This is a genomic window from Micromonospora sp. NPDC002296, from assembly GCF_040296145.1.
GTDB lineage: Bacteria > Actinomycetota > Actinomycetes > Mycobacteriales > Micromonosporaceae > Micromonospora.
Map to the genome: position 1 here is coordinate 231744 of NZ_JBEOWQ010000005.1, position 12295 is coordinate 244038.

Sequence of the window (12295 nt, forward strand, 5' to 3'; positions counted from 1 at the left end):
GCCCCGTCGTTGACCGGTCCCGGCCCCGGAGCCGACCGGCGCGGAACCCGGCCCGGAGTTGGCCGGTGTGGAGGGCGCCCCGGCGCTCGCCGGTGTGGAGTGCGGCACGTACGGCGGCGGCCGGCTCCGGGAGTCACACCCGAAGGAGCCGGCCTCTCCGGCACGTGGACCTACGAGCGCAGGCGTCTACGTCACGTTGAGACCTACACCGAGTTCGGCGAACCCAACATCACCACTCGGCAAATCTCCGGGGGTCTCTACGTGCCGCGGTGGACATCACGTGTAGAGGACCAGGTGCCAGTGCGGGTTGTGGCTGGCGGAATAGGTGCACGAATAGTCGGAGTAACGCGAGCCCGGCCGGTCGACTGCATTGCTGCCGGCCTGGTAGCAGGCGGTGCTGGTGGTGAACCACCCGCCGTTCACCGGGGCGGCGCTTGCGGGGGTCGCCGTCATCAGCGACACGGTGCCGGCGACAACCGCACTGAAAATGCCCAGACGTGCGCCTAATTTCCCAATCTCGGTCACGACATTCCTTTCCTTCGTCGGTTCCGAGACCGCGCCCGTGTACCGAATGCGCACGGTTCCGGAATCAGTATCGATCCTCATATATACACGCGTGCATGGGGGTGCACAAGAGAAGCGGTGCGGCCGCGGGTGGAGTGCGGTGATCTCAACAGCCATCCGGGCTCAGTTCGGGATGACCCGGGCAACGCGTTCATAACGGATGGTGCAGAGACAGGGCGTGGGGCCCCCGGCAGACAGGTTCCTGCGACGGAATCTGATCTGCCAGGAAGGACCCCACGTGATTGCCTATCGGGCCATCCTGGACGTCCCCAGGAGACTCGTACAGCACGTGGCGCGGCTGCTACGCGCCGAGCGTCGCGCGGTATGAACCCGACCGGGTAACCGTGCTGCTGTAGCCGCTTGGCTCACCTTACTGCGCTCGGTCCGTTGCCATAGGGCTCGCCCTTCAGTCTCAGAGTCGGCCGGCGGCGATGATGCGGTGCAGGAACTGGCGGGTGCGGGGCTCGGTCGGCTCGCCCAGCACCCGTTCCGGTGGCCCGGTTTCGATCACCCGGCCGCCGTCGAGGAAGCACACCTGGTCGGCCACCTCCCGGGCGAAGCCCATCTCGTGGGTGGCCAGCACCATCGTCATCCCGTCGGCCTTGAGGTCGCGGATCAGGGCCAGCACCTCGCCGACCAGCTCCGGGTCCAGCGCCGAGGTGACCTCGTCGAGCAGCATCAGCCGGGGCGAGTTGGCCAGGGCCCGGACGATCGCCACCCGCTGCTGCTGCCCGCCGGAGAGCCGGTCGGGGTAGGCGTCCGCCTTCGCCCCCAGCCCGACCCGGTCGAGCAGCTCCCGGGCCTGCGCCTGCGCCTCGGCCCGGGCCCGCCGGTGCACCCGGACCGGGGCGAGGGTGATGTTGTCCAGCACGCTCAGGTGCGGGAACAGGTTGTACGACTGGAAGACCATCCCGATCCGCCGGCGCACCCGATCCGGGTCGGTGCGGGGGTCGGAGATGTCCTCCCCGTCCAGCTCGATGGTGCCGTCGTCCAGCTCCTCCAGCAGGTTGACGCAGCGCAGCAGGGTCGACTTGCCCGACCCCGACGCCCCGATCAGCGCCACCACCCGGTGCTCGTCGACGGCCAGGTCGAGCCCGTCGAGCACGACGTGTCCGCCGAAGGACTTGCGCAGGCCCCGGCAGGTCAGCACGGGCATGTCAGCCTCCCGCCTGGCGCCGGGCCGCGCGCAGCGTCACCCAGTCGGTGACGGCGATCAGCGGGATCGCCAGCAGCACGAACAGCGCCCCGGCCACGATGTAGGGGGTGTAGTTGAAGGTCTCGGCGGTGGCGATCTGCGCGGCGCGGACCGCGTCGATCGGCCCGGCGAGGGAGACCAGCCCGACGTCCTTCTGCATCGCCACCACGTCGTTGAGCAGCGGCGGGGCCACCCGCCGGACGGCCTGCGGCAGCACCACGTGCCGCATGGTCTGCCGGTAGGTCAGCCCGAGCGAGCGGGCCGCGGCGAGCTGGCTGGGATGGACCGACTCGATGCCGGCCCGGAACACCTCGGCCAGGTACCCGCCGTAGGTGAGCACCAGCGCCAGCCCGCCGAGCACCAGCACCGGCGGCATCCCCGCCAGCCGCAGGCCGGGCACGCCGAGGGTGAGCACGTACAGCACGATGATCAGCGGCAGGCCCCGGAAGGTGTACGTGTACCCGGCGGCGAGGGCCCGGACCGGGAAGAAGACCGGGCCGCGCAGCGTGCGCAGGAGCGCGACGAGCAGCCCGAGCAGCAGCGCGCCGGCCGCGCAGCAGACCAGCAGCCGGATGTTGAGCCACAGGCCGGTGAGCACCGCCGGCAGCGCGTCCCGGGCGATCGCCGGGTCGGCGAACGACTCCCGGACCCGGTCCCAGCCGGGCGCGCCGGTCACGGCGACGACCAGCAGCGTGCCGAGCGCCGCCGTGGACGCGGCGGCGACCAGCACGCTGGTGACGGTCTGCCGACGGCGGTACGCGGCCCGCCGCCGCTGCGCCTGCGAGGGAAGGTGGGGTGCCAGGGTCACGTGAGCTCGGCCGCCCCCGCGACCTGGGCCAGCCACTTCTGCTCCAACCGCTTGAGCGTGCCGTCGGCGGTGAGCTGGCCGACCGCCCCGCTGACGCAGGGGGTGAGCGGGGAGCCGCGGTCCAGCAGCAGCCCGAACGCCTCGGGAGTGCCGACCTGGGGAAGCTGTCCGACGATCTTCGTGTCGGTGAGTTCCGCGCCGGTGATGTAGAAGGCGGTCGGCAGGTCCACCACGAGGCCGTCGATCTGCCCGTTCTGCAGGGCCTTCTTGGCGTCGTCGTTGCTGTTGTAGACCTGCGGCTCGGCCGTCGGCCGGATGACCTGGGTGATCGCCTGGTAGCTGGTGGTGCCGACCTGGGCGCCGAGCTTCGCGCCGCGCAGGTCGGCCAGGGTCTTCGTCCCGGCGATCCGCGCGGACTTCCGGGCGATCACGGCCTGCCGGACCAGGTGGTACGGGCCGGAGAAGTCCACCGCCTTCTTGCGCTCCTCGGTGATGGAGAACTGGTTGATGTCGAAGTCGAACTCCTTCGGGCCGGGCGCGATGGCGGTGTCGAACTTCACCCGGGTCCAGGTGACGTCGGCCTTGGCGTACCCGAGCTTCTCCGCCACGGCGTACGCCACGGCGGCCTCGAAGCCCTCGCCGTTGTCCGGCTTGTTGCCGGTGAACCACGGCTCGTACGCCGGCTCGTCGGTGGCCACGGTGAGCTTGCCCGGCGTGCGGGTCGGCAGGTTGTCCCTGGTGCAGGCCGGACCGGCGGTGGCGGCGGGGGTGGCGGTGGCGGTGGGGGCGTCGTCCTGGGGCGCGCAGGCGGCGACCGCGACGAGGACGGTGCCGGCGGCGGTGAGCGCGAGGGCGCGGGGGCTGCTGGGCATGGCGGACAGCGTAGAGCCGTGGACGGGCGTCGTGCAGGGTTGTCCCACCGTTCCGGTAGGGAATTCCGGCCGGTCGTCCCGCCGCCGCCGGGCCGGCCGCCGCACCGGCTGGGACCCGCCGTGCGCCTTGGCGGGCCGGTGCTGGAAGAATCGCACCCCGTGAAGACGTTCGAGGAGTTGTTCGCCGAGCTGCAGGCCAAGGCCGCCGCCGGCACCCCCGGCTCGGGCACGGTGGCCGCGCTGGAGAAGGGGGTGCACTTCATCGGCAAGAAGGTCGTCGAGGAGGCGGCCGAGTCGTGGATGGCCGCCGAGCACGAGGGCCCGGAGCGGGCGGCCGAGGAGATCTCCCAGCTGCTCTACCAGGCGCAGGTGCTGATGCTGGCCACCGGTCTCGAACTCAAGGACGTCTACCGACATCTGTGAGTGCCCCGTCCGCTGATCTTCTCCACCGATCGAGGGAGCACTCCGCAATGCTGCGTGTCGCCATTCCGAACAAGGGCACCCTGGCCGAGCCGGCCGCGGGGATGCTGCGCGAGGCCGGTTACCGGCAGCGCCGCGACCCCAAGGACCTGGTCTGCCGGGACGAGGCCAACGACGTCGAGTTCTTCTACCTGCGCCCCCGCGACATCGCCACCTACGTCGGCTCCGGCGACCTGGACCTCGGCATCACCGGCCGGGACCTGCTGGTCGACTCCGGCGCCCCGGCCGAGGAGGTGGTGGACCTCGCCTTCGGCGGGGCAACCTTCCGGTTCGCCGCCCGCCCCGACACCATCGCCTCGCCGAAGGAGCTGGGCGGGCACCGGATCGCCACCGCGTACCCGGGGGTGGTCCGCCGCTACCTCGACGACCACGGGCTGACCGCCGACGTGATCCGGCTCGACGGCGCGGTGGAGAACGCCGTCCGCCTCGGCGTGGCCGACGTGGTGGCCGACGTGGTCTCCACCGGGGCGACCCTGCGCCAGGCCGGCCTGGCGATCGTCGGCGACCCGCTGCTGGTCTCCTCGGCGGTGCTGGTCCGTCGGGCGCAGGCCCCCGAGCACACCCAGGAGGCGCAGCTCCTGCGCCGGCTGCACGGGGTGCTGGTGGCCCGGCGCTACGTGATGCTCGCGTACGACGTGCCGGCCGGGCTGCTCGAGCGGGCCAGCTCGCTCACCCCCGGCATCGAGTCGCCCACCGTCTCGCCGCTGCACCGCGAGGGCTGGGTCGCGGTGCAGGCGATGGTGCGCAGCGACGACGTGCACCGGATCATGGACGAGCTGTACGAGCTGGGCGCCCGCGCCATCCTGGTCACCAACATCCACGCCTGCCGGCTGTGAGGACGCCCCCGGCGCTCGCCCTCGCCCTGGTGGTGCTCGGCGGGGCGGCCTCCGCGGCGCAGGGGGCGGGCAACGCGACGCTGGGGGCGCGGGCCGGCGATCCGGTGCTCGGCGCGCTGGTCAACAACCTCGGCGGGTGCCTGGTGGTCCTCGGCCTGCTCGGCCTGCCGTCGACCCGGGCCGGGTTCGACGCGCTGCGGCGGTCCCGGCTGCCGTGGTGGGCGTACCTCGGCGGGCTGGGCGGGGCGGTGATCGTGACGGTCGCCACGTACGTCGTCCCGGTGCTCGGGATCGCGGTCTTCACCATCGCCCAGGTGGCCGGGGGCAGCCTCGGCGGGCTCGCGGCGGACCGGGCCGGGCTGGCCCCGCTCGGGCGGCTGCGGCTGACCGGCCCCCGGGTCATCGGGGCGCTGCTCGGCGTCCTCGCAGTCGCCCTGGCCCAGCTCGGCCGGCCCGTCGGTGGCGTCGCCGTCGGCGGGGTCCTGCTCGCCGTCGTGGGCGGGGCGGCCATCGCCCTCCAGTCCGCGCTCAACGGCCGGGTCGCCGCCGCCGGCACCACCACGGCCGGCATCGCGATCAACTTCGTCGTGGGCACCGTGGTCATCGTGGCGGTGGCCGCGCTCGCCGGGGTCTTCACCGGCCCCGAGCCGACCTGGCCGGGCGACTGGTACCTGTATCTCGGCGGCCTGCTCGGCGTCGGCATCGTGCTGGCCCTGATGATCGGGGTCCGGGCGGTTGGGGTGCTGCGCACCGGGCTGGCCCTGGTCGCCGGCCAGCTCGGCGGCGCCCTGCTGCTGGACGTCGCGCTGCCCGGCGGGGCGGGGCTCCGGTGGCCGGTGCTGGTCGGCGCACTGCTCACCCTGCTGGCGGTGGTGGTCGCCGGCCGTGGCACCCGCCCACCGACTCCGGCCGGTCCGGTTGTCCCCCGGTCCCGGACGGCCCCGGCAGACCCGGCAGACCCGGCAGCCCCGGCGGGCCCAGTGGCCTCGGCGCGCCCTGAGGACTCCCGGGGCCAGGGCCGTTCCGACGCCGTGGATCGTCGGCGCGCTGGGCCTGCCGACCACCGGGGGTTACCTCCTGAGTCCCGCTGATCCGCTGACCCGCTGAAACGGGCCGCAGGCGCGGGCCGGTGGTCGCGTGTGGCGGTGGGTGGGCCGGCGGGGCCGGATGGCAGACTGGTGGGGTGAGCGATACCGAACCGGTTACCCTGCGGCCCCGCCGGATCCGGCTGGTGTGCTGGGTGTCGGCCGCCGTCCTGCTGGTGGTGTTCAGCCTGGTGGCCACCTCACTGACCGGCGGGACCGGCAATGGCTACGGCAGCTTCCAGCGCGGGGACCAGCTCGCCATGATCGGCCTGGGCGTCTTCGCCGCGCTCGGCATTCTGCTGTTCACCCGGCCCCGGGTGGAGGCGGACGCGCGCGGCGTGCGGGTGCGCAACGTCATCGGCTCGCACGAGCTGCCCTGGGAGGTCGTCCGGGGGGTGCGCTTCGACCGGGGCGCGCCGTGGGCGAGCCTGGAGCTGCACGACGACGACCTGCTGCCGATGGTGGCCCTCCAGGCGGCCGACAAGGAGTTGGCGGTCGAGGGGGTCCGCGCCCTGCGCCGGCTGCACGAGGCCCACCTCGCGGCCCTCGCCGCCCGCTGAGCCGTCCAGGTCAGGGCCCCCGGGCGCGGGGCGGCCGATCCGCGCGCCCGGTTTGGGATCGGATCGGTTGGGGGTGTAGTCTTGCTGAGTCGACCAGACTGCCCCCGTGTCCCACGTGCGGGTGGTCTTTGAAGCGGAGCGCCTGCTCCCACCCGAGTCACCCCAGTCGGTGGCCGGGTCCGGTCACCGGTTTCGGGCACGCCCCGGGCCCGGATGCGCGATCATGTGATCGTGCCGACCGGTCGAGCGGGCCCTGGCATATGCCGGGGCCTTCTGCTTTCCGGATCGGCCCCCACCATGGGGGCCGCGGAGTCGGCCACGCAGGAGACTCGACTCGAGGAGGCCCCATCAGCGTCGAACCACGCGTGAACGAGCAGATCCGGGCACGTGAGGTCCGACTGGTCGGCCCCGAGGGTGAGCAGGTGGGCATCGTCCCGCTGGAGCGCGCCCTTCAGCTGGCCGCGGACGTCGACCTGGACCTGGTCGAGGTTGCGCCGATGGCGCGCCCGCCGGTGTGCAAGCTCATGGACTTCGGCAAGTTCAAGTACGAGAGCGCACTCAAGGCGCGCGAAGCGCGGCGTAACCAGCAGCAGACCGTCATCAAGGAGATGAAGCTCCGGCCGAAGATCGACCCGCACGACTACGAGACCAAGAAGGGTCACGTGGTGCGGTTCCTCAAGGCCGGCGACAAGGTCAAGGTGACGATCATGTTCCGCGGTCGCGAGCAGAGCCGCCCGGAGCTGGGCTACCGGCTCCTGCGCCGGCTCGAGTCCGAGATCACGGAGCTGGGATACGTCGAGGCCGCTCCGAAGCAGGACGGTCGAAACATGATCATGGTTCTCGCTCCGCACCGGGCCGTCAAGGCCTCCGCGGTCGCCGCGACGGCGTCCCGCGGTGCACCCCGGGACCGGGCCGCGGACGAGTCCGCCGCTCCGGCAGCCGGTGAGACCGCGGCAGTCAGCGAGACCGCACCAGCCGGTGAGACCGGCGCAGTCGCCGACAACAGCGGCTCGTAACAGGGGAGAAGACGTTTCAATGCCGAAGATGAAGAGCCACACGGGCATGGGCAAGCGGGTCAAGGTGACCGGCCGGGGCAAGCTCGTCACCGAGCAGGCCGGCAAGCGCCACCTCCTGGAGAAGAAGGCCTCCACCCGGACCCGTCGGCTGACCGGCACCGTCGAGGTGGCCAAGGCCGACGTCAAGCGCATCAAGAAGCTGCTCGGCCGCTGACGCGCGCCACCTGAACACGAATAAGGAGTTGAGATGGCACGCGTCAAGCGGGCTGTGAACGCCCAGAAGAAGCGTCGTACCCTGCTGGAGTCCGCGAGTGGCTACCGCGGTCAGCGCTCCCGGCTGTACCGCAAGGCCAAGGAGCAGGTGCTGCACTCGATGCAGTACGCCTACCGGGACCGTCGCGACCGCAAGGGCGACTTCCGGCAGCTGTGGATCACCCGGATCAACGCGGGTGCCCGCGCCAACGGGATGACCTACAACCGGCTGATCCAGGGCCTGCGCCTGGCCGGCGTCGAGGTCGACCGGAAGATCCTGGCCGACATGGCCGTCAACGACGCCACCGCGTTCGCCGCGATCGTCGAGATCGCCCGCGTCGCCGTGGCGGCCGAGGGCACCGGTGGCGCGGCGGCCCAGGCCGCCTGATCCGCCAGCACCCGGCCGAGGCGCCCCCCGTGTCGTCCACGACGCACGGCGGGCGCCTCGGTCGCGCTCCGGAGCCGGACACCATGCCCTTCACCCCACGTACCCCCAGGGTCGTCGCCGCCCGCCGGCTGCACCGGCGCCGCGACCGCGACGCCGCCGGCCGGTTCCTCGCCGAGGGGCCGCAGGCCGTCCGGGAGGCCCTCGCCCGCCCCGGCACAGTCGTCGAGCTGTTCGGCACCACGGGAGCCCTCGACCGGTACGCCGACCTGGCCGGCCGCGCCGCCCACGCCGACGTGCCGGTCTCCGAGGTCACCGACGACGCCCTCGCCGCGCTCGCCGAGACCGTCGCCCCGCAGGGCCTGGTCGCCGTCTGCCGGCACCTGGACGTGTCGCTGGACGACGCGCTCGCCGCCGGCCCCCGCCTCGTCGCGGTGCTCGCCGAGATCCGCGACCCGGGCAACGCCGGCACCGTGCTGCGCACCGCCGACGCCGCCGGGGCCGGTGCCGTGGTCTTCGCCGGCGACGCGGTCGACCCGTACAACGGCAAGTGCGTGCGGGCCTCGGCCGGCAGCCTCTTCCACGTCGACGTGGTCCGCGCGCCCGACCCCCTCGCCGTGGTCGCCGCGCTGCACGCCGCCGGGCTCTCGATCCTCGCCACGACCGGGTACGGCGACAGCGACCTCGACGACCTCGCCGACGCCGGCCGGCTGGCCGCCCCGACCGCCTGGTTGTTCGGCTCGGAGGCGCACGGGCTGCCCGAGGAGCTGGCCGCCGCCGCCGACGCCCGGGTGCGGGTGCCGCTGCACGGGCGCGCCGAGAGCCTGAACCTGGCTGCGGCTGCCGCCGTGTGCCTGTACGCTTCAGCGAGAGCACTGCGCTGACGCCCGAGCGCGTCCGCACCCGGTGTCGGGTGCCCGGCCGGCGGCGCGGTACCACCACAGGGGAGTCGTCCACATGATGAACGCGCCACGGCGTTCGTTTAGCCAGCCCGCCGGTGTCGGCGGGCGGCGGGCCTGACCCTTCCCCCTGCGCGACCTCCCACCGGCGGGCTGCGGCACAGCCGCGCGTCCGTAGACTCGCTTCGCCGCCCGTGCAGGGCCGGTGCCGCCGTGAGGGAGTGCCCGTACGCCATGACCTATCGCAACGATCCGTACGACCCGAAGCAGGTCGCCCTGCTCGCCCCGGACGCCCTGGCCGGGGCCGTGGCCGACGCCGAGCAGGCGTTCGCCGCCGCCGCCGACCCGGACGCGCTGACCGCGCTGCGTCCCGCGCACCTCGGTGACCGGTCCCCGGTCTCGCTGGCCCGCCGGGAGATCGGCGCGCTGCCACCGGCCGCGAAGTCCGACGCCGGCAAGCGGGTCAACGAGGCCCGCCGGGCGGTCGAGGCCGCCTACGTCGCCCGCGCCGAGGTCCTCGAACGCGAGCAGGCCGAGCGGGTGCTGGTCACCGAGCGGGTCGACGTCACGCTGCCCTACGACCGCCGGCCGCGCGGCGCCCGGCACCCGCTGAGCACGCTGATGGAGCAGATCAGCGACCTGTTCGTCGGGATGGGCTACGAGGTGGCCGAGGGGCCCGAGGTCGAGCTGGAGTGGACCAACTTCGACGCCCTCAACATCCCCGCCGACCACCCGGCGCGCGGTCTGATGGACACCTTCCACATCGCACCGCCGCCGGGCGCGGAGAGCTCCGGGTTGGTGCTGCGTACCCACACCTCACCGGTGCAGGCGCGCACCATGCTGACCCGTAAGCCGCCGATCTACGTGGTGGTGCCCGGCCGGGTGTACCGCACCGACGAGCTGGACGCCACCCACGCCCCCGTGTTCCACCAGGTCGAGGGCCTGGTGGTGGACAAGGGGATCACCATGGCGCACCTGCGCGGCACCCTCGACCACTTCGCCCGGGCCATGTTCGGCGAGGGCGCGAAGACCCGTTGGCGGCCGCACTACTTCCCGTTCACCGAGCCGTCCGCCGAGTTCGACGTGTGGTTCCCGGAGCACCGCGACGGGCCGCGCTGGGTCGAGTGGGGCGGCTGCGGCATGGTCAACCCCCGGGTGCTGCGCGCCTGCGGGATCGACCCGGAGGCCTACTCCGGATTCGCCTTCGGTATGGGCATCGACCGGACCGTGATGTTCCGCCACGGGGTCAGCGACATGCGGGACATGGCCGAGGGCGACGTGCGGTTCACCCGCGCGTTCGGGGCCGGGGCGTAGACGGTGCGGGCACGAGTAACGGAAACGGTGATCTGAGTCATGCGAGTCTCTGTCAGCTGGCTGCGGGAGTGCGTCGACCTCCCGACCGACCTGCCCGCCGAGGACCTGGAGCAGGCGCTGGTCGACCTCGGCATCGAGGTCGAGTCGATCGTGGACCTGAGGGCCACGGTCACCGGCGCACTGGTCGTCGGCGAGGTCCTGGAGATCGAGGAGCTCACCGGCTTCAAGAAGCCGATCCGGTTCTGCCGCGTCGATGTCGGCGCGGCCAACGGCACCGGTGAGCCGCAGGAGATCGTGTGCGGGGCGCGTAACTTCGCCCCCGGCGACCGGGTGGTGGTGATCCTTCCCGGCGGCGTGCTGCCCGGCGGCTTCGCCATCGGCGCGCGCAAGACGTACGGGCGCAACTCCCACGGCATGATCTGCTCCGCCAAGGAGCTGGGCCTGGGCGACGACCACTCGGGCATCATCGTGCTGCCCGGGGACGTCAAGGCGCTGCCCGGCGACGACGCCCGCCCGGTGGTCGGGCTCGACGACGTGGTCGTCGAGGTGGAGATCACCCCGGACCGGGGGTACGCCCTGAGCGTCCGCGGCATCGCCCGGGAGCTGGCGCACGCCCTCGGGGTGCCGTTCCGCGACCCGGGCCTGGCGCCCGCCCCGGCCGGGACGGTCGAGCCGGCGTACCCGGTCGAGGTGCGCGACACCGTCGGCTGCGACCGGTTCACCGCCCGGATGGTGCGCGGGATCGACCCGACCGCGTCGACCCCGGGCTGGATGCGACAGCGGCTCACCGTGGCCGGCGTGCGCAGCATCTCGCTGCCGGTCGACGTCACCAACTACGTGATGCTCGAACTGGGCCAGCCGATGCACGCCTTCGACGCCGACCGGATCTCCGGGCCGCTGGTGGTGCGCCGGGCCGGGGCGGGGGAGAAGCTGACCACCCTGGACGGGGTGGCCCGCATCCTGACCGCCGAGGACATGGTGATCTGCGACGACAGCGGGCCCATCTCGCTCGCCGCGGTGATGGGCGGCGAGACCAGCGAGGTCCTCGCCTCCACCACCGACGTGCTGTTCGAGGCCGCGCACTGGGACCCGGTGATGGTCGGGCGCACCGCCCGCCGGCACAAGCTGTTCAGCGAGGCGGCGAAGCGCTGGGAGCGGGGCGTCGACCCGGCCCTGGCGCTGGTCGCCGTCGAGCGGGCGGTACGGCTGCTCACCGAGCACGCCGGCGGCACCCCCGGGGCGGAGATCCTCGACCTGGACCACGTCCGGCCGCGTACCCCGGTCACCCTGCCGGCGGACCTGCCGAGCCGGCGGGTCGGGGTCGCCTACTCCCCGGAGCGGGTGGTGTCCCTGCTGGAGCAGGTCGGCTGCCGCGTCACCCGGGGCGTCGACCGGCTGGGCGAGGACCCGGGCGCAGCCGGGGTCCCGGCCGCCGGGGGCGCCGACGTGCTCACCGTCGTCCCGCCGACCTGGCGTCCGGACCTCACCGACCCCGCCGACCTGGTCGAGGAGGTGGTCCGCCTCGACGGGTACGACCGGGTCCCGTCGGTGCTGCCCACCGCGCCGCCCGGCCGGGGGCTGACCTGGCAGCAGCGCCGCCGCCGGGCCGTGGCCCGCTCGCTCGCCGAGCGCGGGTACGTCGAGGTGCTGGCCCACCCGTTCGTCGCCGGTGAGCTGGCCGACCTGCTCGGACTGCCCGCCGACGACCCGCGCCGTCCGGCGGTGCGGGTGGCCAACCCGCTGTCGGAGGAGGAGCCGCTGCTGCGCACCATGCTGCTCGGCCCGCTGCTCGGCATCCTCAAGCGCAACCTCGGCCGGGGCCACCGCGACGTCGCCGTCTACGAGATCGGGACGGTCTTCCACCCGCGCCCCGGCGTCGGCGCCCCGCCCGCGATGGGCGTGGACCGGCGGCCCACCGCCGCCGAGTTCGCCGCCGCCGACGCGGTCGTGCCCGACCAGCCCCGGCACGTCGCCGTGGCGCTGGCCGGTGACATCGAGCCGGCCGGCTGGTGGGGCGCCGGCCGCCCGG

Annotated in this window: 14 protein-coding genes; 10 read left to right on the top strand and 4 right to left on the bottom strand. The window is 73.5% G+C overall.

Annotated elements, in window-relative coordinates; all coding sequences use genetic code 11:
- Positions 1-276: 276 nt before the first annotated feature.
- The 4 genes from ABT023_RS06925 to ABT023_RS06940 all read right to left on the bottom strand — a co-directional run bounded on the left by ABT023_RS06925 (position 277) and on the right by ABT023_RS06940 (position 3439).
- Positions 277-525 (bottom strand): hypothetical protein, encoded by a 249-nt coding sequence (locus ABT023_RS06925; protein ID WP_350882509.1) that lies wholly within the window; start codon positions 523-525, stop codon positions 277-279.
- A gap of 451 nt (positions 526-976) precedes the next feature.
- The gene (locus tag ABT023_RS06930; protein WP_350882510.1) at positions 977-1720 is read right to left on the bottom strand and encodes an amino acid ABC transporter ATP-binding protein; all 744 of its coding nucleotides are present in this window, start codon (positions 1718-1720) and stop codon (positions 977-979) included.
- A gap of 1 nt (position 1721) precedes the next feature.
- Positions 1722-2567, bottom strand: coding sequence for an amino acid ABC transporter permease (locus ABT023_RS06935; RefSeq protein ID WP_350882511.1), 846 nt, complete (start codon positions 2565-2567; stop codon positions 1722-1724).
- Complete coding sequence (locus ABT023_RS06940) at positions 2564-3439, bottom strand: ABC transporter substrate-binding protein (protein ID WP_350882513.1); 876 nt, start codon at positions 3437-3439, stop codon at positions 2564-2566. The genes ABT023_RS06935 and ABT023_RS06940 overlap by 4 nt, the downstream gene beginning before the upstream one ends.
- 159 nt (positions 3440-3598) lie before the next feature.
- Here ABT023_RS06940 and ABT023_RS06945 point away from each other — a divergent pair, with 159 nt between their 5' ends.
- The 10 genes from ABT023_RS06945 to pheT all read left to right on the top strand — a co-directional run.
- The gene (locus tag ABT023_RS06945; protein WP_036375234.1) at positions 3599-3862 is read left to right on the top strand and encodes a phosphoribosyl-ATP diphosphatase; all 264 of its coding nucleotides are present in this window, start codon (positions 3599-3601) and stop codon (positions 3860-3862) included.
- Between the two features lie 47 nt (positions 3863-3909).
- The gene (hisG, locus tag ABT023_RS06950; RefSeq protein ID WP_350882516.1) at positions 3910-4755 is read left to right on the top strand and encodes an ATP phosphoribosyltransferase; all 846 of its coding nucleotides are present in this window, start codon (positions 3910-3912) and stop codon (positions 4753-4755) included.
- The gene (locus ABT023_RS06955; RefSeq protein ID WP_350882518.1) at positions 4752-5846 is read left to right on the top strand and encodes a DMT family transporter; all 1095 of its coding nucleotides are present in this window, start codon (positions 4752-4754) and stop codon (positions 5844-5846) included. The genes hisG and ABT023_RS06955 overlap by 4 nt, the downstream gene beginning before the upstream one ends.
- Positions 5847-5938: 92 nt before the next feature.
- Positions 5939-6400: a PH domain-containing protein gene (locus ABT023_RS06960; protein ID WP_350882520.1), complete on the top strand. Its 462-nt coding sequence runs from the start codon at positions 5939-5941 to the stop codon at positions 6398-6400.
- A 365-nt stretch (positions 6401-6765) separates the two neighbouring features.
- Positions 6766-7416, top strand: coding sequence for a translation initiation factor IF-3 (infC, locus tag ABT023_RS06965; RefSeq protein ID WP_350882523.1), 651 nt, complete (start codon positions 6766-6768; stop codon positions 7414-7416).
- A gap of 19 nt (positions 7417-7435) precedes the next feature.
- The gene (gene rpmI / locus ABT023_RS06970; protein WP_320067918.1) at positions 7436-7630 is read left to right on the top strand and encodes a 50S ribosomal protein L35; all 195 of its coding nucleotides are present in this window, start codon (positions 7436-7438) and stop codon (positions 7628-7630) included.
- A 33-nt stretch (positions 7631-7663) separates the two neighbouring features.
- Positions 7664-8056, top strand: a complete 393-nt coding sequence (gene rplT, locus ABT023_RS06975; protein ID WP_350882525.1) for a 50S ribosomal protein L20 — start codon at positions 7664-7666, stop codon at positions 8054-8056.
- A 29-nt stretch (positions 8057-8085) separates the two neighbouring features.
- On the top strand, positions 8086-8937 hold the full coding sequence (locus ABT023_RS06980) for a TrmH family RNA methyltransferase (RefSeq protein WP_502890606.1): 852 nt from the start codon (positions 8086-8088) through the stop codon (positions 8935-8937).
- A gap of 249 nt (positions 8938-9186) precedes the next feature.
- On the top strand, positions 9187-10266 hold the full coding sequence (gene pheS / locus ABT023_RS06985; RefSeq protein WP_350882529.1) for a phenylalanine--tRNA ligase subunit alpha: 1080 nt from the start codon (positions 9187-9189) through the stop codon (positions 10264-10266).
- A gap of 39 nt (positions 10267-10305) precedes the next feature.
- The coding region (pheT, locus tag ABT023_RS06990) for a phenylalanine--tRNA ligase subunit beta (protein ID WP_350882531.1) at positions 10306-12295 on the top strand (1990 nt) is incomplete at its 3' end.

Bases quoted from the DNA above. Each gene is read 5' to 3' on its own strand.
- ABT023_RS06930 (WP_350882510.1), bottom strand. From the start codon at position 1,720: ATGCCCGTGCTGACCTGCCGGGGCCTGCGCAAGTCCTTCGGCGGACAC.
- ABT023_RS06940 (WP_350882513.1), bottom strand. From the start codon at position 3,439: ATGCCCAGCAGCCCCCGCGCCCTCGCGCTCACCGCCGCCGGCACCGTC.
- hisG (WP_350882516.1), top strand. From the start codon at position 3,910: ATGCTGCGTGTCGCCATTCCGAACAAGGGCACCCTGGCCGAGCCGGCC.
- rpmI (WP_320067918.1), top strand. From the start codon at position 7,436: ATGCCGAAGATGAAGAGCCACACGGGCATGGGCAAGCGGGTCAAGGTG.
- rplT (WP_350882525.1), top strand. From the start codon at position 7,664: ATGGCACGCGTCAAGCGGGCTGTGAACGCCCAGAAGAAGCGTCGTACC.
- pheS (WP_350882529.1), top strand. From the start codon at position 9,187: ATGACCTATCGCAACGATCCGTACGACCCGAAGCAGGTCGCCCTGCTC.